We start from the raw sequence: 25,075 nt of genomic DNA, 5'->3' as shown, positions 1-25,075 counted from the left end.
TCGCCATGATCAGGTTAATTGGCTTCTGCTAATTCTTGATATTGACCTGAGGCTTTTAGGGTCTTTATGCCTTTGTCCAGTTGTTCGGCCATGTCTGTGGCATAAGGGTATAGGGGCGAGAAGGCGACGTAGACGCCGCCTGCATGAAGTAAAAAGCGCGCATCAATACTGCTGCTGGGCAATTGCATGTTATTAAGTGTGTATTCCGCTTCGCGTGCGAACATGATTCCTGCGTCTATTCTGCCTTGGCGCAACATGCCGATGATCTGGTTTTGGCGGGAAAGATTCACCTCAGTAAAGTGCTGGCGATACTTTTCATACTCATCGCCGTATTCATAGTCACGGATTATGCCTACTCTCAAGCCCTTGGGCACATCGGCTAGTGAGCTGAACTCCTTGAATTTATTGGGCAGTACATACCAGTAAGCGCTTACGGTAAGCAGTGGCACTTTACCAAAAATCAACTTGCTGCGGTTATTCATTTGCTGGGTGATGTTATAGCCGCCGTCTAACTTTCCGACAGATAGATCATGCAAAACTCGGGAGTAGGGTAGAACGCGTAATTGCGGGGTAATGCCGCGGGTGGCCAGTGCTGCGCGGATGATATTGGTTGTTATGCCTTCACCATGGGCATTGGTATAGGGCGGCCAGCTGTCTTCTGCGCCAAGCGTTATGCGTGAGGGCAGCGGGATGTTAAGGCTGTTGTTGTCTTTGCTGGTAGGTGGAGTGCTTGCAGCAGAGTGCAGAGTAGCAGGCTCGGCGGCCTCTACTGTCGTTTCTATAGCTCCGATAGCATCGATGGAGCAGCAAATCAGTAGCCAGTTTAAAAGCTTGATTGATCGCATGGGCCAAGGGTCCTTTGGCTGTGGCGTGTATGTAGCCGGTTGCTTAGAATTCCAGCCTAGTGCCTAAGAGGGGTTGAGGCAATAGTTAATCGCCTTGAGGTTGCTTTTGCGTGCGTGGGTCGGTTTTTGGGATTCGCCTATTAAGTAGATGATTGTTGTGCTGTAGTGCCTTGCCTCTTTGGCGGTGAGTTTTTCATTACTGGTAGTTACAGTCCGTCTCGCATATACTCCACGCCCCGCGATTTTTACATCGCTGTTTCGCTGAACGCTCTGCGAGAGTGCTCCTAATATTGTTATCAAGTGGCCTTTGGTAGGGGTCACCACTGGAAAAGGATACATACATGCCTGTTATTACCCTTCCCGATGGCTCTAAGCGCCAGTTCGATCAAGCTGTATCCGTGTACCAAGTCGCTGCTGATATTGGCGCTGGTTTGGCGAAAGCCACCATTGCCGGCCGTGTAAATGGCGAGCGCGTTGATGCGCATGATCTGATTACTGGCGACGCTGAGTTAGTTATCTTTACGGCCAAAGATGAAGATGGCTTAGAAATTATTCGCCACTCCTGTGCTCACCTTTTGGGGCATGCGATTAAGCAAATGTGGCCAGATGCCAAAATGGCGATTGGTCCTACCATTGAAAACGGCTTCTATTACGATATAGATTTGGAGCATGCGCTCACCGATGAAGATGTAGCGGCGCTTGAAGCGCGCATGTTGACCTTGGCTAAGACCGAATACGATGTCGTTAAAAAGAAATCTACCTGGCAAGAAGCGCACGATGCGTTTAGTGCGCGTGGGGAAAACTACAAGTTAGAGATTTTAGAGCGCGATATTCCGCGCGATGCGACCCCAGGTCTGTATCACCACGAAGAATATGTCGACATGTGCCGCGGCCCCCACGTGCCCAACATGCGTTTTTGTTTGAATTTTAAATTGATGCGCGTTTCCGGTGCCTATTGGCGTGGCGATTCCGATAACAAAATGTTGCAGCGCATCTACGGCACCGCCTTTGCTGATAAAAAGCAATTGGCTGCTCATTTGAATATGCTGGAAGAAGCGGTAAAACGTGATCACCGCAAGCTGGGTAAAAAGTACAACTATTTCCATTTGCAAGACGAAGCGCCAGGCATGGTGTTTTGGCATCCGCGCGGTTGGAGTATCTATTCCACGCTCGAAACCTATATGCGCAATGTGCAGCGCAATAACGACTATCAAGAAGTGAAAACCCCGCAGGTGGTAGATCGCAGCCTGTGGGAGCGTTCGGGTCACTGGGATAAGTTCCGCGCTGGTATGTTCACTGTCTCGTCTGAAGATCGTGATTTCGCCGTTAAGCCCATGAACTGCCCGTGCCACATTCAAGTATTTAATCAGGGTTTGAAAAGCTACCGTGAGCTACCGCTGCGCTTGGCTGAGTTTGGCGCCTGTCACCGCAATGAGCCTTCGGGCACACTGCAGGGCTTGATGCGCGTGCGCGCGTTCGTACAAGACGATGGTCACATCTTCTGCACCGAAGCTCAGGTTCAGGATGAGGTGTCGACCTTTACGGATTTGCTCTATCAGGTTTACGCTGATTTTGGCTTTAGCGACATTATCGTCCGTATTTCTACTCGTCCAGAACAGCGTGTGGGTAGCGATGAAGTCTGGGACAAAGCCGAAAAAGCACTGATGGATGCCTTGGCGGCCAAAGGCTTGCCCTATGAGTTGTTGCCCGGTGAGGGCGCGTTCTACGGCCCGAAGATCGAATTCTCGCTGCGTGATTGCATTGGTCGTGTATGGCAATGCGGTACGATTCAGGTAGATTTCTCTATGCCGGGACGTTTGGATGCACAATATGTTGCTGAAGATGGCTCGCGCCAAGTTCCAGTGATGTTACATCGTGCGATTCTGGGTTCATTTGAGCGTTTTATCGGCATTTTGATCGAGCATTACGAAGGCGCTTTTCCCGCTTGGTTGGCACCGGAACAGGTTGCGGTTCTCAATATCACCGACAATCAGGCCGATTTTGTGAAAAAAGTGGAAAAAACCTTGCGTGATAAGGGCTTTAGAGTGATTTCGGACTTGAGAAACGAGAAGATCGGCTTTAAAATCCGCGAGCACACAATTCAGCGAGTTCCCTACTTGCTTGTCATTGGCGACAAAGAGGTCGAAAACGACTCTGTAGCAGTTCGCACAAGAGACGGAAATGACTTGGGTGTAATGAATCTGGAAGCCTTCATCGAGCACTTGACCGCCGATATCGCGCGTCGAGGCAGAATTGCTGCTGCTTAAAAGCCGCTTTTTTGTTTGAAAGATGAATTGCTGGGCAGATTTGTTCCTATAAATTAATTGGAGATACAACTATCAAACGAGATAACGCCACCGCCAGAGGCAATTCTAAAAAAGCGCGGATCAACGATCAAATCGAAGCCAAAGAAGTTCGCTTAATTGACGCCGAGGGCGAACAAGTAGGTATTGTTTCCCTGAGCGACGCATTAGCGAAAGCGCAAGCAGCTACTTTGGACCTCGTGGAAATCGTTGCAGATAGCGATCCTATAGTCTGTAAGATTATGGATTACGGCAAGCATCTGTTTGAAATCAAGAAGACTAAAGCTGCTGCGAAGAAGAAGCAAAAGCAACAGCAAATAAAAGAAATGAAGTTTCGCCCAGGGACGGAAGATGGTGACTATCAGGTTAAGCTTAAAGCGCTGATACGTTTCCTTGAGAGCGGGGACAAAGCCAAGGTAACTCTTAAGTTCCGTGGCCGCGAACTCGCCCACCAAGAGTTGGGAATGGAAGTGATGCAACGCATCGAACAAGACCTGCTTGAGTTGGGCACTGTAGAGCAAGCTGCGAAAATGGAAGGCAAGCAGCTCACTATGGTTATAGCTCCTAAAAAGAGAAAATAGTCGGGCTTTTAGCTGCCTTGATTATTTAAATTGTTTATCTAAATGTGTGGAGTTTTATCCCATGGCAACAAAAGCTAAAGTACATAGCGGTGCTGCAAAGCGCTTCAAAAAGACTGGCGCAGGCTACAAGTTTAAACACGCCAACAAGAGTCACATTCTGACCAAAATGACTACTAAGCGTAAGCGTCAACTGCGCGGTACTAGCATCGTAGATGCGGCAGATGTACCACGCGTTAAGCGTATGTTCCGTGCCATTTAATTGGCCCAATAGTAATTATTAAGAGGTTTAGAAAATGGCTCGTGTAAAACGTGGTGTAGAGGCGCGTCGTCGTCACAAGAAAGTAATGAAAGCTGCAAAAGGCTACTATGGTGCACGTTCACGTGTATTCCGTGTTGCCAAGCAAGCTGTTATCAAAGCTGGTCAATATGCTTACCGCGATCGTCGCGTTAAAAAGCGTAATTTCCGCGCTTTGTGGATTGTTCGTATCAATGCACAATCTCGCGCTGAAGGCATGACCTACAGCCAATTGATTGCTGGCTTGAAGAAAGCGAGCATCGTTCTCGACCGTCGTGTATTGGCTGATCTGGCTGTATACGATAAAGCAGCATTTGCTGCAGTTGTTGCGAAGGCTAAATCAGCTCTGGCTGCTTAATCGTCCAATGACTTGAGGTGCTAATTTATTGGCACCGCTGTGAACGCGATGAAAGGGGAGGAGCTTCAGGTTCCTTCCCTTTTTATTTATCCGGTTGTCAGAAAATGAATTGCGGTATTGGCTGCTGCAGCGGTGTGAGCTAATACCGCAATTCATTTCTGAGTGCGCAGAGCGCTCGGCGTGAAATCGGTATTCGAATTTATTAATTGTTATCAATGACTGGAACAAGCAGATGGAAAATCTCGCTGCGCTGACTGAAGAAGCGCTCAAATTAGTGGCCGATACTCAAGATTTAAATGCGCTGGAAACCTTGCGCGTGGACTATCTCGGCAAAAAAGGTCATATCACCGCCTTGATGAAAAATCTCGGCGGTCTGTCGCCCGAAGAGCGCCCCGCTGTAGGTGCTGAAATCAACAAGGCAAAGGATGCAGTGCAAGAAGCGTTGAACACGCGCAAAACGCTGTTGGAGGCTGAGGCTATCAATGCCAAGCTCGCTAGCGAAGTGGTCGATGTAACTCTGCCGGGTCGCGGTCAGCACAGCGGTGGTTTGCACCCTGTAACGCGTACCTTGCAGCGCATTGAGGAGATTTTTGCGGCGGTGGGCTATAGCGTTGAAGTCGGTCCTGAAATCGAAGACGATTATCACAACTTTGAAGCGCTCAATATTCCTTCGCACCATCCGGCGCGCGCCATGCACGATACTTTTTATGTGGACGATACACACGTATTGCGTACCCATACGTCGCCCGTACAAGTGCGCACTATGGAAAATAAAAAGCCTCCCATTCGCGTGATTTGCCCCGGTCGTGTTTACCGCTGCGATTCCGACATCACTCACTCTCCGATGTTTCATCAGGTCGAAGGTTTGGTCGTCGATAAAAACATCAGCTTCGCTGATTTGAAAGGCACTATGGATCAATTTCTTAAGGCCTTTTTTGAGGCAGACGTGCCTGTGCGTTTCCGTCCATCCTATTTCCCCTTTACTGAGCCATCGGCTGAGATGGATATTCAGTGCACCCAGTGTTGCGGCAAAGGCTGTCGTATGTGTAAAAACACGGGTTGGCTGGAAGTGGGCGGCTGCGGCATGGTGCACCCTGAGGTGTTTAAATCCAGTGGTGTTGACCCCGAAACCTATACTGGCTTTGCCTTTGGTATGGGCGTAGAGCGTTTGGCCATGTTGCGCTATGGCGTAAACGACCTGCGCTTGTTCTTCGAGAACGACCTGCGCTTCTTAAAGCAGTTTTAGCTTATGTAGGTTGGGCAGTCATGCCCAACACGACCATCCTGCCGATTATTGAGTGCGGTAAAAACAACGGTGATTGTTGGGCATGACTGCCCAACCTACGGAAAAATGAATTATGAAAGTAAGTGAATCCTGGTTGCGCGAGTGGGTTAATCCCGCCATTACAACGGATGAATTAGTTGCCCAGCTCACCATGGCGGGCTTGGAAGTGGATGCGGTGGAAGCTGTCGCGGGCCAATTTACGGGCGTCATCGTCGGTGAAATCGTCGGCTGTGAACAGCATCCTGATGCGGACAAATTGCGCGTCTGCCAAGTAGCTGGGTTGCCTGATGGTCCCACGCAAGTGGTTTGCGGCGCGGCGAATGCGCGGGTCGGCATCAAGATCCCCTTTGCGACTATTGGCGCTGAGTTACCTGATGACTTTCATATCAAGAAAGCCAAATTACGTGGTGTTGAATCCTTCGGCATGCTCTGTGGTCAAACCGAACTCAAAGCAGGCGACGATGATACGGGTTTGTGGGAGTTGGCGGCTGATGCGCCTGTCGGCCAAGACATTCGCACCTATTTAAATTTGGATGACAAGCTAATCGAGGTTGATTTAACTCCCAATCGCAGTGACTGCTTAAGCCTTAAAGGTGTGGCGCGCGAAGTGGGTGTGCTAAATCGCGTGCCGGTGCAAATGCCTGCGATTAATCCCGTAGCGGCGACCATTAGCGATGTACTGCCCGTCAGCTTATCGGCAGGTGCTGCCTGTAGCCGCTATGTTGGCCGTGTGATTCGCAATATCGACATTACCCGTCCTAGCCCTGCGTGGCTGCAAGACAAGCTAGCGCGCGCTGGTTTGCGCTCTATAGATGCAGTAGTAGACGTTACCAATTATTTGTTGGTCGAGCTGGGTCAGCCCATGCACGCTTTTGATTTGGCTAAATTAAGTGGCGGCATCAATGTGCGTTTGGCTGAGCAGGGCGAGCAGTTGGTATTGTTGGATGACCAAGAAATTAAGCTGAATGCGGATACGCTCTTAATTACCGACGACAAAGGCCCCTTGGCCATTGCGGGTGTAATGGGGGGTAAGGCCAGTTCGGTGACCGACACTACGCGCGATATATTCTTGGAAAGTGCTTTCTTTAATCCATTGGCGATTGCTGGTCGCGCTCGCGCCTATGGTTTGCATACCGACTCATCACACCGCTTTGAGCGCGGCGTTGATTACGCTCTGCAGCTTGATGCGATGGAACGCGCAACCGCGCTCCTGCTGGAGATTGTTGGCGGTGAAGCCGGCCCAGTCATTCACGCACAGAACGAACATTTGCCCCAAGAGCGTCAGGTAACCTTGCGTAAAGCGCGCATTCTGAGCGGTTTAAGCTTGGAAATGGCTGATGCTGAAGTGGTTGATATTCTCAGTCGCCTTGGTTTGGGGTTAGTTTCACAGAATGATGCAGGTTGGACTTTCAGTGTGCCCAGCTATCGTTTTGACATATCCATTGAGCCTGATTTACTCGAAGAATTGGCGCGGGTTTATGGCTATAACCGTTTGCCTACGCGCAGTCTCGCTGCACCTATGGATATTGAAGCTCATCCTGAAGTGCAGATGGGTTTGCCTGCGCTGCGTAAGCAATTGATCGCGCGTGGCTACCAAGAGGCAATTACCTACAGCTTTATCGAGCCTAAGTTATCCGCATTGTTTGATCCTGAGGTTGCGCCTGTCATGCTGCGCAACCCTATTAGTGCCGATATGGCTGCAATGCGCACCAGTTTGCTGCCAGGTTTGGTGAGCGTGTTGCGTCACAACCTCAATCGTCAACAAACGCGCGCACGCCTATTTGAAACCGGGCAGCGTTTTGTGCCCTCTGCGGGCGGCCTTAAGCAGGAGCCTATGTTGGCTGGCTTGATCTACGGCAGCCGCGCACCAGAATCATGGGCTAATCTGGCTGAAAGCGTAGATTTCTTCGATTTAAAGGGCGATTTGGAGGCTCTACTGGCTCTAACTGGCGATGAGGCAGGCTTCACTTTTGCGCCTGCGCAGCATCCCTCTATGCACCCTGGTCAAACTGCTGGAGTTTATCGACAAAATGAACTGGTTGGTCATATAGGTGCGCTGCACCCCACACTCCTGCAAAAGCTGGATATACCGCAATCCGTCTATATGTTTGAATTGGCGCAGGCGCCGCTGCTGCAGGCGCGGATACCGGCCTTTAGTCCTCTGTCTAAATTCCCCGAGGTGCGCCGCGATCTGGCAGTTTTAGTGGATCGCAACTTGGCGGCAGACGAACTCTTGGTGGCGGTTAAAAAGCAGGCGGGTGAATTCATCAAAAACTTAAAGGTATTTGATGTTTATATGGGCAAAGGCATTGATCCACAAAGAAAAAGTGTCGCAATGGGGTTGACCTTTCAACATCCATCACGCACTCTTAATGAAGATGAGATCAACGCCTCCATAGACACAATTGTGCGGTATTTGGAGGTGAATTTTTCCGCCACCCTCAGATAGGGAATAATAATTATGTCGGATGGTGCTCTTACAAAAGCTGACCTGGCCGAGAAACTTTATGAGGATCTTGGACTCAATAAGCGCGAAGCCAAAGAACTGGTGGAACTCTTTTTTGAGGAGATCCGTCACGCGCTAGAAAACAACGAGCAGGTCAAGCTGTCCGGCTTCGGCAACTTCGAGTTGCGCGATAAAAGCCAACGTCCGGGTAGAAACCCCAAAACGGGGGAAGAAATTCCCATTAGCGCACGCCGCGTGGTTACCTTCCGCCCCGGACAAAAATTAAAGGCACGAGTAGAAGCTTATGTTGGAACCGAGTCATAACGACGAACTCCCTGTCATTCCGGGAAAGCGCTACTTCACCATTGGTGAGGTTAGCGAGTTGTGCGCGGTCAAGCCTCATGTGTTGCGTTATTGGGAGCAGGAGTTCCCCCAATTAAAGCCAGTGAAGCGCCGTGGAAACCGCCGCTATTATCAGCGGCAAGATGTCTTAACCATTCGTCAAATTCGCGCTTTATTGTACGACCAAGGCTTTACTATTGGTGGTGCAAGGTTGCAAATGTCGAGCGAATCTACTGCTGGCGATAATGGCCAAATGAATCAATTGGTCACTCAAATGATTGGCGATTTAGAGCATATTTTGCAGTTATTGAATACTAAATAGTCGATAAGTTTTACCCGCGTCCTTAGCTAGGTATTGCAAATTCCCAATAAGAATTTCCCCCACAATTCCTTCTTGCAATCGTGAATAATTAAGGTATTATGCCCCTCCCTTACAGCGCTGGCCCAGCCGGCGTTGAGCATTGAAGTTTAATGCAGTTTTATTTCGGAGCGTAGCGCAGCCAGGTAGCGCACTATACTGGGGGTGTAGGGGTCGTGGGTTCAAATCCCGCCGTTCCGACCAAAAAAACGTTGTTACTCAACGATAAAAAAAGCCCGCCTAAAAGCGGGCTTTTTTTTGCGCCGAACATAGCGACAATCTAGAAAGTGACAGCCCTCAAAAATGATGTGAAAGCTCAAGGGCAACAACTCTCGGTATTAATTGAACCTAAACGAAGAGTCACCCATCTCCAAAACATCTTAAGCATCTTGAGGGCACCCACCAATCAAGAAGTCGTAGTAAATGGTGGGTGCCCTGAAATATCCCACAAACCAAATGACGCTTACCTCGCGCCGTTACCCTCCCGCAGGCGGGAGCCCAGAGGCCTTTAGCAGCACTTCACTAGGCTTTCGCGGCTTTCGTAGCTTTAGCCGCCATTAATTCCGCCACTCCGCCCTAATCTCTAGTACCTGCCTTTCAGGCCTGCCTATAATCCCACCACTCGCGCAAACCACTTGCACTCCACACTTCACCGTGAACACGCACCTATGCAAACTCATGTGCCCACCCAAGCCGATCAAACCAAACAACAGCAAAACAAAGTCGCACTACAACCCACGCAGACAGTTGGTGAGCAGCAGGGCGAGTTTGTGGATAACCGGCCAGAAATGGCAGGGGGCCTGCAGTTGCGGCAATTAATGGACAGTAGCCGTCAAGCCGTAGCGGGCAGAGCGCTGCAGGCGATGATGAATACCAGCGCCCAAGCCCGTGAGGGCCGCGCAATGCAAGCCATGATGAACAAAAGCACTCTAGCCCGTGAAGCACAATCGGTTCAGCTGATGCTTAACGCGATTGCGCAGGCGAACTCGCCAGTGCAGCGCGTTGAAGAGGAAGAAACCTTACAGGCCAAAGCCACAAATGAAAATACCGCGCAGCTTGAAACGGCAGCAGAAGCGCCAAAACCGAATAATACCGGCCTGCCCGACAACCTTAAATCTGGCATTGAGTCGCTTTCTGGCATGAGTATGGATCATGTGAAAGTGCACTATAACTCCTCGCAACCAGCGCAGTTGAATGCGCATGCTTATGCGCAAGGCAGTGAGATTCATGTGGCACCGGGGCAGGAACAACATGTACCGCATGAGGCTTGGCATGTGGTGCAGCAGGCGCAGGGGCGGGTGAAACCGACGATGCAGATGAAGGCTGGAGTGCCGGTGAATGATGATGCGGGGTTGGAGACTGAGGCAGATGTGATGGGGGCGAGGGCCTTGCAGATGCGCCGACACGAGGACGCGACGCCAGGCCACAGCTCCACCCCGCTGCCTGCCGTCCAGTTCCGCACCCTCTACCAACTCTCCGCGCCGGGCGAGATCGTGCAGCGGAAGATCTACTTCGAGACGCCGCCCCACGGCCTCGGCAACGAACTGGAGGTGGAGCAGGTCCTGGAGCGGCTGCATCCGCTCATCCGCCACGAAGCGCTCTCGCCGACGATCCGCGGGTTTATCGTCGACATCCTGGACGAGTACGACGAGGACGACCGGGGGTTCCGCGACCTGGCTGATCTGGCGGTGGCGGTCGAATTCGATGTCCGAGCGGAGGACCCGGACCAGCACATCCTCATTGGCGACGAGGAGGCCGAGATCATCCTAGACCCCACGTTCCAGAAGATGCTCGAGAACGTGGAGCTTCCGGCGCTACAGCAACGTCTGCTGACCTCCGAGATCAAGAACCAGGCCATCTGGATGAGCGATGTCTACAACGTTCTCGCGGCAAGAGTGAAGGCACGCAAGATGTCGCCGGAGGACATCCTCAAGTGGTTCACGGCGCAGACGCGGGAGTTCGCGTTGAATATCATCCGCGCGGCCGCGAATGCGTTTGGACAGCCCAATGTGCCACTGACCGTGCTCATGGCGGGCTCCGGCGCTCGCGGCGAGATGTTTCCCGGGTCGGACCTCGACTTGGCGGCGGTGACGGAGACCAGCAACCATCAGGAGACTATCGAGATCTTCGAATTCATGCAGCGCGTGGAGAAGATCCTGCAGGTGACCATCCTGGCCGTCTCTCGCAAGCTGACGGGCAGGAACGAGGACATCGGGCTGGGCCCCGACACGGGGGTCTACGGGTTCCGGAATTCGCCCGAGGGGTTGGCCGAGAAGGCGCTCGGGATGCAGAACACCGGCCAGGACGCCTCGCCGCTCGTGCATACCAAGAACGGCGAGAAGGCCAAGCTGGGACCGCGCTTCTTCGCCGCTCGCGACAAGCTCGGCGGCGAGGCGCACGGGCTCGTCAGCCTCGGCGAGATCCTCAGGGAATTCGGCCCACCGCCAAAGGTGGTGGGCAAACTCAACATCAAGACGGACTTCCTGCGCATGCCGACGCTGGCGCTGCGGGACCTTACCCAGGTCTGCGGCCTCAAATCGACCAGCTCCTTCGACCGTGTCCGGGAGCTCGTGAGCAGGGGCTTCCTTGGCGGGGAGACGGGCGGAAAGGTGATCGACGCCTTGAACGCCATCGCCGGGGTGCGGCTGCAGTGCCACGTGCACTACGGGAAGGAGACGGACACGTTCGCGGTCACCGACCGCGACCAGACGAGCGACTCCGACTACGTGCTCACCAAGTCCGAGGTCGCGCAGTTGCAGCAGGCTGCGCTGGACTTGACGGCGTTCTGGGATCGGCTGAGAGTCTACCAGGACAAGCGGACGAAGAAGTCGTGGGGTGCGCTGACGGGCAACACCATCTGACCGTGCGTCAGTTACGGACACAAATCAATAGGGTCAGACTCGAATGGCACTAAGTTAAGCCGCCTGCGCTAGCATTTCGGCTCTTAATACTGATCTCGGTTTTGTCATGAGCTTAAAGGGTTTGGGTCTTTGTTTTATATGCCGAGGCTCAACTCTTCCTTGCCGTTGGTAGAGCGTACATTTCATGATTTCATTGAGTAATAAGTTCTTATGCTTTGCTGGAGAAGTAACGGCGATAGCGTTGTCGCTATTGCAGTAAGATATTAATGTTTGTACGCAAGATTTGAACGCTAAGACAAAATCTCCAGAGCTACTTCCAGCTTCTGACATCAAATAACGAACAACGTTGAATACGATAAAAAACATCTGTATTTCTTTTTTCACCATCTCAGGTGTTTTTGATTTTAAAAACTCCATGCCCAAGGTTGTTTTTAGGTCTCGAAAGTAGAGCTCAACACTCCACCGCTGGCGATATAATTCTGCGATCAAAAAAAGAAGGTCATATATGGTCCGCCCCGTATTGCAAGATGAAAGTGTTCGTAATTGTAAAAAGGTTGCTTCCATATGTCCGGCCTTGAGGTGAGGCAATTAAAGCCTCTGGCCCTGATGGAATTCGCACATATCTGTCTCATCAAGTCTTCGGCTTCTAATGAGCCCGAGACCCCCGTCAGACTTACTGATATGTAGGTATTATCTTTTTTGCCATCACTTGAACTTTATCTACGCAGCTCGTTGATAACAGCTTGCTGTTAAATTCTTTCGCTTATACGGCGCTAGCTTGATATGTGGTTTTGTGGCTAAGCAGCGCCCAAGCTACGCGCGCATTTTTATTGACGACCGCAACCGCCGAAATATTTTTACCTCGACGCTCCTCTAGCTTCATTACCCATGTACTGCGTTTGTCTTGATGTTTATTGGCCACTCTTACCACTGTGCGCCCGCCGTGGATAAGCAGTGTTCGCAAATAAGTATCGCCCCGTTTACTAATACCTAGCAGCGTTGGTTTGCTGCCGGTGGAATATTGTTACAGCACTAAGCCAACCACGCCGCTAGCTCACGACCATTTTTGAAGGTACTTATATCACTCATCGCGGCCACCATCGCCATGGCGTAGAATGCTATGAGGCACGTAATTTCAATCGATAAGACCTCAATCGTTTGTTCTTGTACTTCACAATGACGTGCTGAAAGAATCGATTTGCTAGCTTCCTTTTTCTTCCCAGCGAATCAAGCTGCTTTCCGCAGGTATATTAGCGTGTGAATGGGCGCTGATTACGCGCACCGTATAATCTGTCATGTTGCGTGTAGTGGTGATTTCCCCTGTGTAGTGATAGACGCTGATGGCGCCCGCTAATGGTTTGGAATACTCCAAGTCAATTATCTCTGCTGAGAATGGAGTGTTGGCATTGTTGTTGGAATTGCTGTCGGTAATTGGCTCGGCAAACAGTTGTACCTTAATAAATTCTGGGCCTATACCGCCAAGGTAAACTTGTACACCAATTGTAAAGCCACTGTCTGTGACTTGATATTGTGGCCGCTCTATATGCACTTCATGCCAGTGTTTCTGTAATTCCTGTTGCCATTGCAAGAGTTCTTTGGCGATGGCGCCGTTATTTTGAGTGCGCGCGTGTAGATCCTGCGCAGCAGGATAATAATAATTATCGATATATTCTTGCAGCATGCGGTTGCTGCTAAAGCGAGCGGTGAGCTTACTCATACTGGCGCGCATCATTTGAATCCACTGTGCGGGCAGGCCCTGTTTATTGTGCTGATAAAATAACGGAATTATTTCGTTCTCTAAAAGTTGATAGAGTTGTTCCGCATCTTGGGCGTCGTGTTCGCTGCCATGCTCTTGGCCATCGCCCAAGGCCCAACCTACATCAGGTTCGTAGGCTTCGGCCCACCAGCCATCGAGACTGGATAAATTTAATCCGCCATTGACTAAGGTTTTCATGCCGCTCGTGCCGCAGGCTTCCCAGGGCCGGCGTGGGTTGTTGATCCAGAGATCTACGCCTTGCACAAGATGTTGTGCAAGGGTGATGTCGTAGTCTTCAACGAGTGCTAGGTGGTGGCATATGTCTTGGCGTTGGGCGAACTCGTGCCAGCGCTGTAATGCGCGCTTGCCGGTGTTGTCTTTTGGGTGTGCTTTACCCGCAACAATAAGTTGCACAGGGTAGTGACTGTTACAGAGTATGCGCGCGAGTCGTTCAGGGTCGTGCAGCAATAGATCGGGGCGTTTGTATTCAGCAAAGCGCCGTGCAAAACCGAGGGTGAGAATGTTGGGGTCGAGCGGTAAATCTTGCGGCAGCGCGCAACTGGCCAAGTCGACATGTTGGAGCTCGTTGTGACTATGTTCGTTGCGCCATTGATTAATAAGGCGCTGGCGGGTGTAGTCAACTAATTCCGCGCGATTTTGTGCGGCCATCTGCCAGAGTTCGGTATCTTTTAATTGTGAAAATTTAGCGGGAGATATGTTGCTAATGTCTTCGCGCCAGCGATCCTTTCCGAGCAATTGAGTCCACTGTTCATCGGCGGCGCTCGAATCCCAGGTGGGAATGTGTACGCCGTTAGTGACAGCTCCAACCGGAATTTCACATTGGGGCCAGCGTAAGAACAGCGGTTGGAAAATACTCTGACTAACGCGGCCATGAAGTTGACTTACACCATTGCTGCGCGCACAAGTGTGCATAGCGAGATAGGCCATATTAAAGCCGGGTGCGGCTTGCGTGGATTGATCATTGAAACTATTGGCCGGCGCGCTGCCTAGTTTAATAAGTGTATCCAGATCAATACCTAATTGCGGTACATACTGGCTGATATAGCGCATTAAAAGCTCGTGGGGATAGCGGTCGAAACCTGCGGCTACCGGTGTGTGTGTGGTAAAAACATTGCCGCCGCGTGTGGCCCAGAGCGCCTCCCAAAAATCGACTTGGTATTTATCTTTATAGGCGCGAATTCGCTCCAGCGTGGCGAAGGCAGCATGGCCTTCGTTGAGGTGACACACATCAATATTAATTCCGCTGTTAGGGTCTTGCGTTAGGGTTTCTATTAAACGCCAACCGCAAATACCTAATGCGATTTCTTGCACTAAACGCAGCTCTGTGCCACCGCCATAAAGTTGGCTGGTGATACCGCGGTCAGTAACTTGATTGCTGGAGTCGTTACTGTCCAGAAGGTAGAGCGTGATTCTACCCACTTGTACCTGCCAGACGCGAAAGCGAACGCGGCGACATAAAAATTCTGTTTCAATTTGCAACCAGCTGCCGTCGCTGGCGCGCAGCGGGCGAATTGGCATATTGCCTGGCTCGTTAAATAAATAGGTTTCTTGTTGCCAACCGTTTTCATCAAGGCTTTGGCGAAAGTAGCCCTCTTGGTACAGCAGCCCAACCGCCACTAAGGGCACGCCAAGATCACTGGCAGTTTTTAAAAAATCACCGGCGAGTAAGCCTAAACCACCCGCGTAGAGCGGCAGTGCATCGCACAAACCAAACTCCATGCTGAAGTAGGCAACGCCGCGTAAAGGCGCTGCTGGATACTGGCGGTTATACCAAGCCGGGTCGCTCATGTATTTTTGGCGTGCAGATAAAATATTGTTGAGTTGTGCAACAAAATCGTCATCCTTCGCCAGCGCTTCAAAATGGCTGTCACTGGTTAGCTGTAATACTTCTATGGGGTTTTGTGTGCGCTCCCAAACGTCGGCATTTATTAGTCGAAGCAGTTGATCGCCAGCGTGATTCCAGCTCCAGTGCAAATCTGTCGCCAGTTCATGCAGGGGTGTAAGCGCGCTGGGCAGCGGTCGATTGAAAAGTGGCATGATGATTCCTTTAGTTGACGCGACAAATTTTTTCTAATTCGCTGCGCTCAAAATAGCTAATGTTAGCGAGGGTGACGCGGCTTATTTCGCTCAAGGCCTCGCGGGTAAAAAATGCTTGATGGCCAGTAATAACCACATTAGGGAAGGTGAGTAAGCGCGCGAATACATCGTCTTGCAGTAATAAGTTTGATTGATCTTCAAAAAACAATTCGGCCTCTTCTTCGTAAACATCGAGGCCGACGTAGCCAATTTTTTTACTTTTTAACCCTTTTATGACTGCCGGCGTGTCGATTAAACCACCGCGCCCAGTATTGATTAACATCACGCCGTCTTTCATTTGGGCGATGGTTTCGTGATTGATCAAGTGATGTGTGGCGGGCGTAAGCGGGCAGTGCAGTGAAATAATATCGGCACGGCGCCAAATTTCATCGAGTGAACAATATTGAGTGCCCTGAGCAATGAGTTCGTTGTTTGGGTAAGGGTCGTAGGCAATTATATTGCAGCCTATGCCTTTCATAATCTGTGCGAGAATGCTGCCAATTTTCCCTGTGCCAATAATCGCTACGGTTTTATTGACCAAATCAAATCCCAGCAGGCCATTAAGCGCGTAGTCATTTTCGCGAATACGATTGTGGGCGCGATGCAGGTTGCGATTGAGCATTAAGATCAAGCCCAGCGCATGTTCGGCTATTGCATGGGGCGAGTATTCAGCCACGCGTGCGACACACAGCCCCAGCTCAGTGGCTGCGACTATATCTACCTGATTAAAGCCGGCGCAGCGTAGCGCAATTAATTTTACCCCTAGCTGCGCTAGCGCGTGCAGCACGGGAGCATCTAGCTGATCATTAACAAAGCAGCAGACTGCACCACAATCTTTCGCCAATATCACCGTATTGAGGTTGAGCGCTACTTCGTGAAAGATTAATTCGTGGGTAGGACCAAGGTTGTTTAGGTCATTGGCGCCGCTAAGAAATTCTCGGTCATAGGCTTTGCTGCTGAAGACAGCGACTCGCATGGTGCTCTCCTATATGTGCTGCTTTCTCGATGCTGTTTGGTTTATTACATAAATATAAATACTATTCGCCTGCGACTAAACGCGCTCTGATACTGGCGAGCTCCTCCTTGCGTGCGCTGTCTACCGAGGGCGCCTTGAGTTCTAGTGCGCGCAGTGTATTTAATAGAATCTCAGAGATGATCAGCCGTGCATTTTCTTTATCGTCTGCGGGTACCAGATACCAAGGCGACTGTTTGCTGCTCGTAGCGGCTATGCATTTTTCATAGGCGCGCTGGTATTGATCCCAATACTGCCGCTCTTCAATATCAGAGATGCTAAATTTCCAGTTTTTATGAGAGTTATCAATGCGTGCTAAAAAGCGCTCGCGCTGTTCATCTTTTGATAGGTGTAAAAATATTTTTACAATTTTGGTGCCGCTGTGATCCAGATGTTTTTCCATATCTACAATCGATTTATAGCGACGCTTCCAAATATCCTTATTGTGTAATAAATCTTCTGGCAAGCGCTGCGCGTGTAAAATTTCTGGATGGACGCGCGCGATCAACACTTCTTCATAATAGGAACGGTTAAAAATACCTATGCGCCCACGTTCGGGTAGGCATTGATTGGTTCGCCATAGAAAGTCGTGATCCAACTCTGTGGCGCTGGGGTGTTTAAAACTAAAAACCTGGCAGCCTTGCGGATTAATGCCTGACATCACATGTTTGATAGCGCCGTCTTTACCCGCGGCGTCCATGGCTTGAAAAATTATGAGTAGTGAATAGCGGTCATCGGCATACTGCAGCTCCTGCTGGTCACTAAGGTCAGAAATCTGCTGGCTTAATTGTTTTTTGTAGTCAGTTTTTGAGGTGTAGTAGGGCTCTGTTTTGGTGGGCCACTTTTTCAAATCGATTTTTTTACCTGGCTTGGCTTTAAAGTCATCTGTATCTATTTTCATGGCTTGGTGTCCCTGTGTCTGCTGTGTAGTGGGCGTTTTTTTACGTGCTTTTAATCTGCAGCGCTTCAAAGCCAGAGATTAAATCAAACAATTCTTCATCGATACCCGCTTGGCGCAATTGATGATAATTGCGCTGCATGTGTTCGAGTAGTTCATCGATGTTTTTCTCGGCGCGCTGCATGGCGGCCAAGCGGCTGGCGTTTTCGCTGGCGAGTGAGTCTGCACAGGCGCGAAATAGAGTAATAAACAAATATTCATGGATAAAGCCCAAAAGCGCGCGATGACTACCGCCAATAACTTCGGGAATGTTTTTACTGGGCCAAGATTGTTGGCGGATACTGGCCTGCCAGTTGTTATCCAAGGGTAGCAGGCGCTGTGCAACAGGCCTATAGCTTGCTCCTCCTGTGGGCTGATGATGGTATAGGTAGACCTCATTTATGTCGCCGCGCTCATAGCTATTTTCTAAGTCTAACAATATACGGCTCACGAGCGGTGAAATCGCCGCGATACTATTGGGCAGTGGAAAGCGCTCGCTAATTGTTAAGTCGCTTTCGCGCAAGCGCGATTCTAAGCGTTCACCTAAAACCCATATTTTTTTCTCGCCAGGAATATTCGTTAACTGAGCATTTACATAATCGCTCATGGATTCGTTGAATTGGCCCACTAAGCCTTGATCAGAACCAAAAACTAGTACGCCTACTGCCGCATTTTTTTTAATTGGCGCTGCCGCTTGGCTTATCAAGAATTGATTGTCGGCCTTAAAGCACGCAAGTAACGCAAGCTGTAGATTTTGATAATAATCATCCAACGCCTGCACTGCATTTTCATATTGGCTGATGCTGGTGGCCGCCATTGCTTTCATGGTACGCACTACGCCCTGCAAGTCTTTAGCGCTTTGGGTTTTATGCAGTAGGCTTGCGGTAGTGTCTGTCATGGTCTTGGTGTTGTAGTGTTGGTTTGTTTGATGTCGGTTTTGGGGGCTGTCACAGGCACATTTTCTGGTGTAGCCACAGGCGCATTAGCCTTAATATTTGTTTGTAGATTTTTTAACACGTCTTGCGCGAGCGCGAGAATAGTGGCTCGGTCACTATCGGTTAACTTGTCACCGCTGCTAAAGCTAGCGCGCAGATTGTCGGGAATAGATGGCGCTGCTTCATAGAGCGCGCGCTCCACCGCGGGTATCTGCGCAAGGAGGATTTCATCGAATAATTTTTCACTCAGGGCTAAGAGCATTAAAATTTGTGCAGCTACTGTCACCGGTGAATATTCTGGTTGGATCAAACAGGCGCGAATGCGTTTGCCGTGTTCAATAATTGTGCGCGAGTCTTCATCGAGGCGCGCACCAAAACGCGCGAAGGTTTCTAGCTCTTCAAACTGTGCGTAAGCTAATTTTAAATGGCCCGCGACGGCGCGAAACGCGGCGCGCTGGGCTTTACCGCCCACGCGTGAAACAGATTTTCCCACATCCACTGCGGGCAATACGCCCAGTTCAAATAGCTTGGGTGAGAGATAAATTTGACCATCGGTGATGGAAATTAAGTTGGTGGGAATATACGCGGAGATATTTTGTGCTTCAGTTTCAATGATGGGTAGCGCAGTCAGGGAGCCGCCTCCGCGCTCAGGGCTTAAATGGGTGGCGCGCTCTAGTAGCCGTGAGTGAATATAAAAAATATCGCCGGGATAGGCTTCGCGCCCTGGCGGCCTACGCATTAATAGCGACAGCTCGCGATAGGCGCGTGCGTGCTGGGTGAGGTCGTCGTACACAATTAAGACATCGCGTCCTGCTTCCATAAAGTATTCAGCAATACTGGTGGCGGCATAGGGGGCGATATAACTTAAACCGGGTGGACTATTGCCTTCAGTAACCATGACTAAGGTGTAAGCCATGGCGCCTTTTTCTTGTAGCGTAGCGATAGTTTTAGCGACTGCGGATGCGCGTTGGCCAATCGCGCAATAAATACAAATAACATTTTCATCGCGCTGATTGAGAATGGTATCTACCGCTATTGTGGTTTTACCTGTTTGCCGGTCACCTAAAATTAATTCGCGCTGGCCACGGCCAATGGGCACCATTGCATCTATCACTTTAATGCCGGTTTGCAGCGGGACAGTCACAGCGGCGCGATCCATAATGGCAGCGGCGGGGCGCTCTATGGGTAAACGCTGTTGGGTGTTGGGGGCGGGTTTGCTGTCTTGCGGGCGCCCTAGTGGATCTATAACGCGGCCCAACAGTTCAGGGCCAACGCCAACATCCATGACGCGCCCCGTGCGCTCAACGGGGTCGCCAGCTTGAAGCTTCCAGTAGTCGCCCAGTAAGACCACGCCAATTTCTTCTTCATCTAAATTGAATGCAATACCAAAAATATCACCGGGAAATTTTAATAATTCCTCTGCGCCTACACTGCGCAAGCCGCGCACCTGGGCAATGCCGGTGGAGACCTTGACGACCACGCCAATTTCTTGTGTGGCAAGTTGTGGTGATACTTGCGCGCGCGCCTGTGCGAGATCGCTAAATATAGTGGTGAGCATGGGTGCTAGCAGCGGAGCTGGAGGCAGCACTTCCATTTCCTCTTCTATCTGCGAGCCGGAAAGTGATTGGTGATCACTCATGATGCGACCTTACTTGCTTGAGCGCTCGTATCGCGGTCGGTAGCTACAGTGTCATCTTTGATAGATGCGAGTTTCTGAGTGAGCAGGTCCTGCACGCCTTGTTCAAAATTGAGCAGATAATTATCTATAGTCCATGCCAGTTTTTGGTCGCCGGCAATAAGGGCTATACCGGTACTGGCTGTAGGCTGTGTTTCAAACTGCAGTGTGGTTGCGATGCTTAATTGGGTATTGATCTGATCGCGCAGTTGTTGTTGCTGGGTTTCATTGAGTGGGAATTGACTGCGAATTAACGCCTGTTGTTGCGTATCCTTCAACGCCTTGGCGAGTGCTTGTTGTTCACTGTCGGCAAGTTTGGCGAGTTGTATTTTAAATCCTTCAAACATTGCGGCCTCTAAAGAGCTATTCGCCAAATCATGAAGTGCTTTATTCGCAATCGCAAACACCTCAGTGCGCGCATATTGCGTGAGGTTGGCTTGCAAGCTTTGCTGCTCGGCAACAAGTGCCGTTTGACGTTGCGCGCTTAATTTATCGGCTGCGCTGCGCGCTTGGGTTAACAGGTTTTGTTTTTCTTGCTCTGCCGCAGTGCGAGCATCTGCTAAGAGCTTATTGCGTTCAGTTTCAATTTCACTGTTTTGGGTTTGCCAATGCGTTTTGGCTGCGTCGGCGTCTTGTTGCGTTTTAGCGGCTTCGGCCAACACTTTGGCGGTATGCTCTTCGCGTGCATCTATTGCATTCAATATGGGTTTGTATAAAAACCGTTTGAGCAGCCACACAAGAATAATAAAATTGAGTGCTTGAGCCCCTACGGTAAACCAGTCAATTAACATGATTTATTTTCCTGCAGCTTGGGCGATGGCATAGTTCCAAAAGGGGTTGGCAAACAACAAAATCATGGAAATAACAAAACAGTAAATGGCGGTCGACTCAATCATTGCTAAACCGACAAATAAGGTGCGGGTGATGGTGGAGGATGCATCGGGCTGCTGTGCTAGCGCACTGAGTGCTGTGGCTACGGCGCGCCCTTCGGCAAAGGCTGGCCCCATAGTGCCAAAGCCGGTAGTGATTCCAGCAATAGCGATGGATACCATGGCGATGAGGGTTGCAGAGTCCATAATGTTGTCCTTTTAAAATATACCAGTAGATGAGGCGGGTTAATTTTTTGTATTAACGGGAGTAACAATTTGAGTCGCTGCTGCGATATAAACCGCGGCGAGCACAAAAAATATATAGGCTTGCACCAAGCCGGTAAGCAGCCCGAGCAGCGTCATAATGATGGGAAAAATAAGCGGCGTAATGACCAGGAGGATGGCGATAATCATAGCGCCGCTCATCATATTACCGAATAGACGCACCGCCAGTGCAAGGGTGCGAGATAGCTCGCTGATTAAATTAAAGGGCAGCATGATGATGGTGGGCTGGGTATAGGTTTTTAAATAACCGAGCATGCCCTGATTGCGAATACCATAGAAAGGCACGGCAATAAATACACAAAGTGCCAATGCGGTGGTGGTGGAGAGTGAACCGGTAGGCGGCTCAAACCCCGGAATAATGGTACCTATATCGGCGCAGGCGACTAATAAAAATAGGCTGCCTAAAAAACCAATATAAGTACGTGCATGGCGCAGGCCTAAATCCTTTAGTTGTTGTTCTAGCGTCGTGACTACAATCTCTAAAATATTTTGCCAGTGCGAACGCTGTAAGCCATGAGACAGACGGCGCGTGATAAATGCTGAACCTGCGACTAGGACCAGCATTAGCAGCCAGGTGTAAACAATGGTGGCATTGAGCTTTATCACGCCATACTGCCAAAAAATAATTTGGTCTGGACTAAGATGCATAGGTCTTGTCCTTTGAATTTTGTGCGCTTGCTAGAGGTGAGTCAATTTGGGCTAAATTGGCGGTATTTTTCATGCGTGTGCTATAGCCATTCACGAGCAAGCGACCAATAAAAAATCCGAGCATGCAGGCGGCGAGTTTTTTCCAGTCGCCTGCAGCAATCCAATAAATGCCACCTAGTGCGATTGCCATACGCGCAATAAACCCACCCACAAACCACAGCGCGGCGCGTGGGTGCGTGAGCCGCTGGGTAACAGTCCACCACAGGCCGCCGTAAAAAATACCCCCCAATAGAATGCCCGCAAATAATGACCAGCCGATGACGGACCAGATAACTTGCGAGTCATTAATCTCTATGCCGATCATGGGGGTTCTCCTCGAGTTTTTTGGATGCATCTTTTGAATCTGAATCAGTATTTTGTTCTAGGTCTTGATGCATGGCTTCATCTTGCTTTGTTACCCAGTGCCATGCATTGAAACAGCCGAGGCTAAGGCCTGCCATCAGCAGCGCTAGAGTCCATGAGTGTGTGTCGCGGTAATGGGTGTCGAGCCAGAGGCCTAAGGCTGCGCCCAATAGAGTGGGCACTACAATCGACCAGCCGATTAAACCCATCATGCCCAAGCCAAACCAAACACCCGTGCTGGGATTGCGCCGCGCGCGCTGTTTGAGTTGTACGCGCGTGCTCACTTGTCGCCCATACTTATCTTGGCGGCTGTGTTCGTCATTTTTATTGTTGGGTTTTGGGCTATTCATTTTTCATCATGTGTAGCTGCCGTTTAGTTTTGGTGTAAATTTACAAACTGTTTGAGAAACCCGCTTTCCAGCTTGGCTTTTAAATGTTGCTCCTTGCGCTCTTCCTCATCTAATACGAGAAACTCCTCTGTGAGTTTTCGATGTAACTCATTGAGGTCGTTACCCTTGAGTGCGCGCCTTACCGATAGCACAATGTTCAACCCCGTTTTCACTAAAACACCTTCGTCCAGCGCGTAAAAAATCTCACCTTGGCCTGCAGACTCAAGGGTAAGAATGCCGGGTACAATGGCGGCAGTGCAATCGCGCCGCTGGGGTAAAAAACCATAGGAACCCGCACTAGTTTCTGCGACTAAACGCAGTACATCTTTATGCTCTGCGAGGCAGCTGCTGGGCAGCAGTAATTTAACCTGCAGTTGTGCGGTCATGGGCTGGCTGCTCTGTGCTTTGATTCGGGCTAGGGTTTTGTGTGTGTTTGTCGTCTGAGGCTTGGTTTTTATCAACCGCTGCGCTTGGTTGTGTATTGGCGGTTACTTTTTTGTCGGCAGAATATTTTTGTTTTGCTTCATCCACCGCGCCAATCATATAGAGCGCACTTTCGGGGTAATCTTTAAATTCATCGTTCAGAATCCGCTCGCAGCCATCGAGGGCATCTTCCAAACTCACTAATTTCCCAGGGATGCCACTAAATTGTTCTGTGGTGAAAAATGGCTGTGTAAAAAAACGCTCTAGTCTGCGCGCGCGCCCGACTAGAGTACGATCTTCTGCTGACAATTGTTCTAGGCCGAGCATGGCAATAATGTCTTTGAGTTCAGCGTACTGTGCGAGGGTTTGGCGTACAGCTTGCGCGAGTTTGTAGTGGCGTTCGCCGACGATACCGGGCGTTGCCATTTTGGAACTGGATTCAAGAGGATCTAACGCGGGGTACATGCCTTCACTGGCGCGTTGGCGCGAGAGCACTATAGATGCCGATAAGTGCGAGAAGGTGTGAACCGCGGCGGGGTCGGTGAAATCATCAGCGGGAACGTAAACAGCTTGAATAGATGTGATTGCGCCCTTGTCAGTATTGGCTATGCGCTCTTCTAAGCTCGACAATTCAGTGCCCATAGTGGGTTGATAGCCCAGTCGCGATGGCATTTGCCCCATTAGGCCCGATACTTCTGCGCCCGCTTGTAAGAAGCGAAAAATATTGTCGATTAATAGCAGCACATCTCTATGAGCATCATCGCGAAAATATTCCGCCATGGTTAAGGCGGCATGCCCCACGCGAAAGCGCGCTCCCGGTGGTTCATTCATCTGGCCGTAGACCATCACCATGTTGGGCAGCACGCCTGCCGTTTTCATGTCGCGGTAGAGTTCTTCGCCTTCGCGCGAGCGCTCGCCTATCCCGCAAAAAATACTGACACCGTTATGGTGACCGAGCATGTTGTGAATCATTTCCGTGAGCAGCACCGTTTTGCCAACGCCCGCGCCGCCAAACAAACCAGCTTTGCCGCCGCGCTCAAGTGGTACAAGAACATCAATAATTTTGATGCCAGTGGTAAAAATTTCGGCTTGAGTGGAGCGCTGTGTAAGGCTAGGAGGCGTATTGTGCACAGAGCGCCAGCTAATATTTTCCGGCGGAGGCAAGCGGTCAATGGCGTTGCCAAAGACATCGAACATGCGTGAGAGTATGGCATCGCCAACGGGCGCCTGTAGTGGGTTGCCGCGCGCTTCTACCACTGCACCGCGCGCTAACCCTTGGGTTGGTGTGAGCGCAATCGCTCGTACGCGGTGGGCGTCTTGCTGCACCAATACTTCCATGACTATGCGGCCTTGATCGGCGTGCAAGAGTGATTGAATTCCTGGTAAATCTGTTTCGAAATAAACATCGACAACACTGCCGCGCAGCGCGACAACCGTGCCGGTGTGCATACTGTTGGAGCCACTCTTCATAGTGCTTCCTGAGCATTTCGGCGTCTAAATTACCAATATGTAAATAATGGCTTAGATGTTTAGTCTAAGGGGAATTTAACTATCTAGATTTGTTTTAGATCAGATAAGGTTTAATTAAAACAGGTTAGAGTGATCTTAGCAGGTTAGAGTGAATTTAGTGATCGCACTTAAATTGCAACCTATCTCATTTAAGTTGCTCTCATTTAAGTTGCTCTCATTTAAGTTGCTTTCTCATCCAGCTCATCCCAATGTGCTTGTTAGCGCCTACTGAAGCCTATTAGTGTTCAGTAGACCGCAAATAATGGCAGAGTTCTGTGCGATGGCGAACTTAATAGGTCGCTTACGCTATAGGGCGGAGTTGCACTTATATGAGCTGATCGCGCTTCGGTGTGCTAACGAACAGTTTTTTAAATGCTAAGTGTGCATTCTGCCGTGAGGAATCGCTGAATTAATACTTCTTGCTGAGCTTGCGTGAGGCGTTGTTCTGGGTTTTCTTCGCGTTC

The 25,075-nt window shown here is 50.2% G+C and carries 23 protein-coding genes, 1 tRNA gene and 1 pseudogene; 10 read left to right on the top strand and 15 right to left on the bottom strand.

Annotated elements, in window-relative coordinates:
- Positions 1 to 14: 14 nt before the first annotated feature.
- On the bottom strand, positions 15 to 845 hold the full coding sequence (locus tag AC0KUT_RS15285; RefSeq protein ID WP_488831252.1) for a substrate-binding periplasmic protein: 831 nt from the start codon (positions 843 to 845) through the stop codon (positions 15 to 17).
- A gap of 341 nt (positions 846 to 1,186) precedes the next feature.
- Here AC0KUT_RS15285 and thrS point away from each other — a divergent pair, with 341 nt between their 5' ends.
- The 10 genes from thrS to AC0KUT_RS15235 all read left to right on the top strand — a co-directional run bounded on the left by thrS (position 1,187) and on the right by AC0KUT_RS15235 (position 11,674).
- Complete coding sequence (gene thrS / locus AC0KUT_RS15280; protein WP_488831250.1) at positions 1,187 to 3,112, top strand: threonine--tRNA ligase; 1,926 nt, start codon at positions 1,187 to 1,189, stop codon at positions 3,110 to 3,112.
- A gap of 26 nt (positions 3,113 to 3,138) precedes the next feature.
- Positions 3,139 to 3,729, top strand: coding sequence for a translation initiation factor IF-3 (gene infC, locus AC0KUT_RS15275; protein ID WP_488835759.1), 591 nt, complete (start codon positions 3,139 to 3,141; stop codon positions 3,727 to 3,729).
- A gap of 61 nt (positions 3,730 to 3,790) precedes the next feature.
- Positions 3,791 to 3,988 carry a 50S ribosomal protein L35 gene (rpmI, locus tag AC0KUT_RS15270; protein WP_488831248.1) on the top strand — a complete coding sequence of 66 codons (198 nt, stop codon included), beginning with the start codon at positions 3,791 to 3,793 and terminating at the stop codon, positions 3,986 to 3,988.
- A 34-nt stretch (positions 3,989 to 4,022) separates the two neighbouring features.
- Complete coding sequence (gene rplT, locus AC0KUT_RS15265) at positions 4,023 to 4,382, top strand: 50S ribosomal protein L20 (protein ID WP_488831246.1); 360 nt, start codon at positions 4,023 to 4,025, stop codon at positions 4,380 to 4,382.
- 232 nt (positions 4,383 to 4,614) lie between these two features.
- Positions 4,615 to 5,628 carry a phenylalanine--tRNA ligase subunit alpha gene (pheS, locus tag AC0KUT_RS15260; RefSeq protein ID WP_488831244.1) on the top strand — a complete coding sequence of 338 codons (1,014 nt, stop codon included), beginning with the start codon at positions 4,615 to 4,617 and terminating at the stop codon, positions 5,626 to 5,628.
- A gap of 112 nt (positions 5,629 to 5,740) precedes the next feature.
- Positions 5,741 to 8,116, top strand: a complete 2,376-nt coding sequence (gene pheT / locus AC0KUT_RS15255; RefSeq protein WP_488831243.1) for a phenylalanine--tRNA ligase subunit beta — start codon at positions 5,741 to 5,743, stop codon at positions 8,114 to 8,116.
- A 12-nt stretch (positions 8,117 to 8,128) separates the two neighbouring features.
- Positions 8,129 to 8,437 (top strand): integration host factor subunit alpha, encoded by a 309-nt coding sequence (ihfA, locus tag AC0KUT_RS15250; protein ID WP_007642205.1) that lies wholly within the window; start codon positions 8,129 to 8,131, stop codon positions 8,435 to 8,437.
- Entirely contained in the window at positions 8,418 to 8,777 is a 360-nt protein-coding gene (locus tag AC0KUT_RS15245) for a MerR family transcriptional regulator (RefSeq protein ID WP_488831241.1), read from the top strand. Before ihfA ends, AC0KUT_RS15245 begins: the two co-directional genes overlap by 20 nt.
- Before the next feature lie 163 nt (positions 8,778 to 8,940).
- Positions 8,941 to 9,017: transfer RNA gene (locus AC0KUT_RS15240), tRNA-Pro, on the top strand.
- A gap of 464 nt (positions 9,018 to 9,481) precedes the next feature.
- Entirely contained in the window at positions 9,482 to 11,674 is a 2,193-nt protein-coding gene (locus AC0KUT_RS15235; protein ID WP_488831239.1) for a DUF294 nucleotidyltransferase-like domain-containing protein, read from the top strand.
- Positions 11,675 to 11,728: 54 nt separating this feature from the next.
- Here AC0KUT_RS15235 and AC0KUT_RS15230 read toward each other — a convergent pair whose 3' ends face one another.
- The 14 genes and pseudogenes from AC0KUT_RS15230 to atpD all read right to left on the bottom strand — a co-directional run bounded on the left by AC0KUT_RS15230 (position 11,729) and on the right by atpD (position 24,572).
- Complete coding sequence (locus AC0KUT_RS15230; RefSeq protein ID WP_488831236.1) at positions 11,729 to 12,238, bottom strand: transposase; 510 nt, start codon at positions 12,236 to 12,238, stop codon at positions 11,729 to 11,731.
- Between the two features lie 199 nt (positions 12,239 to 12,437).
- Positions 12,438 to 12,784, bottom strand: a pseudogene (locus AC0KUT_RS15225) (transposase); the annotation flags it as partial.
- A 91-nt stretch (positions 12,785 to 12,875) separates the two neighbouring features.
- Positions 12,876 to 15,488, bottom strand: coding sequence for an alpha-glucan family phosphorylase (glgP, locus tag AC0KUT_RS15220; protein WP_488831233.1), 2,613 nt, complete (start codon positions 15,486 to 15,488; stop codon positions 12,876 to 12,878).
- A gap of 10 nt (positions 15,489 to 15,498) precedes the next feature.
- Positions 15,499 to 16,503 carry a 2-hydroxyacid dehydrogenase gene (locus tag AC0KUT_RS15215; protein WP_488831231.1) on the bottom strand — a complete coding sequence of 335 codons (1,005 nt, stop codon included), beginning with the start codon at positions 16,501 to 16,503 and terminating at the stop codon, positions 15,499 to 15,501.
- Positions 16,504 to 16,564: 61 nt separating this feature from the next.
- Complete coding sequence (locus AC0KUT_RS15210; RefSeq protein ID WP_488831228.1) at positions 16,565 to 17,440, bottom strand: ADP-polyphosphate phosphotransferase; 876 nt, start codon at positions 17,438 to 17,440, stop codon at positions 16,565 to 16,567.
- A 40-nt stretch (positions 17,441 to 17,480) separates the two neighbouring features.
- The gene (locus AC0KUT_RS15205; RefSeq protein WP_488831225.1) at positions 17,481 to 18,374 is read right to left on the bottom strand and encodes a F0F1 ATP synthase subunit gamma; all 894 of its coding nucleotides are present in this window, start codon (positions 18,372 to 18,374) and stop codon (positions 17,481 to 17,483) included.
- On the bottom strand, positions 18,371 to 20,050 hold the full coding sequence (locus AC0KUT_RS15200) for an alternate F1F0 ATPase, F1 subunit alpha (RefSeq protein ID WP_488831223.1): 1,680 nt from the start codon (positions 20,048 to 20,050) through the stop codon (positions 18,371 to 18,373). The genes AC0KUT_RS15205 and AC0KUT_RS15200 overlap by 4 nt, the downstream gene beginning before the upstream one ends.
- A complete protein-coding gene (locus AC0KUT_RS15195; protein ID WP_488831221.1) occupies positions 20,047 to 20,877 on the bottom strand; it encodes a F0F1 ATP synthase subunit B family protein in 831 nt (276 codons plus the stop codon). Before AC0KUT_RS15195 ends, AC0KUT_RS15200 begins: the two co-directional genes overlap by 4 nt.
- 3 nt (positions 20,878 to 20,880) lie before the next feature.
- Positions 20,881 to 21,162 carry a F0F1 ATP synthase subunit C gene (locus tag AC0KUT_RS15190; RefSeq protein ID WP_488831217.1) on the bottom strand — a complete coding sequence of 94 codons (282 nt, stop codon included), beginning with the start codon at positions 21,160 to 21,162 and terminating at the stop codon, positions 20,881 to 20,883.
- Positions 21,163 to 21,201: 39 nt separating this feature from the next.
- Positions 21,202 to 21,888 (bottom strand): F0F1 ATP synthase subunit A, encoded by a 687-nt coding sequence (locus tag AC0KUT_RS15185; RefSeq protein ID WP_488831216.1) that lies wholly within the window; start codon positions 21,886 to 21,888, stop codon positions 21,202 to 21,204.
- Complete coding sequence (locus AC0KUT_RS15180; protein WP_488831214.1) at positions 21,878 to 22,252, bottom strand: N-ATPase subunit AtpR; 375 nt, start codon at positions 22,250 to 22,252, stop codon at positions 21,878 to 21,880. Before AC0KUT_RS15180 ends, AC0KUT_RS15185 begins: the two co-directional genes overlap by 11 nt.
- A complete protein-coding gene (locus tag AC0KUT_RS15175; RefSeq protein WP_488831210.1) occupies positions 22,233 to 22,640 on the bottom strand; it encodes an AtpZ/AtpI family protein in 408 nt (135 codons plus the stop codon). The genes AC0KUT_RS15180 and AC0KUT_RS15175 overlap by 20 nt, the downstream gene beginning before the upstream one ends.
- A 23-nt stretch (positions 22,641 to 22,663) precedes the next feature.
- Complete coding sequence (locus AC0KUT_RS15170) at positions 22,664 to 23,065, bottom strand: F0F1 ATP synthase subunit epsilon (RefSeq protein ID WP_488831209.1); 402 nt, start codon at positions 23,063 to 23,065, stop codon at positions 22,664 to 22,666.
- A complete protein-coding gene (gene atpD, locus AC0KUT_RS15165) occupies positions 23,043 to 24,572 on the bottom strand; it encodes a F0F1 ATP synthase subunit beta (RefSeq protein ID WP_488831206.1) in 1,530 nt (509 codons plus the stop codon). Before atpD ends, AC0KUT_RS15170 begins: the two co-directional genes overlap by 23 nt.
- Between the last annotated feature and the right edge of the window lie 503 nt (positions 24,573 to 25,075).

The organism is Cellvibrio sp. 25HG11W-0 (assembly GCF_057815475.1).
This window is presented reverse-complemented; position numbering and strand designations above follow the sequence as displayed.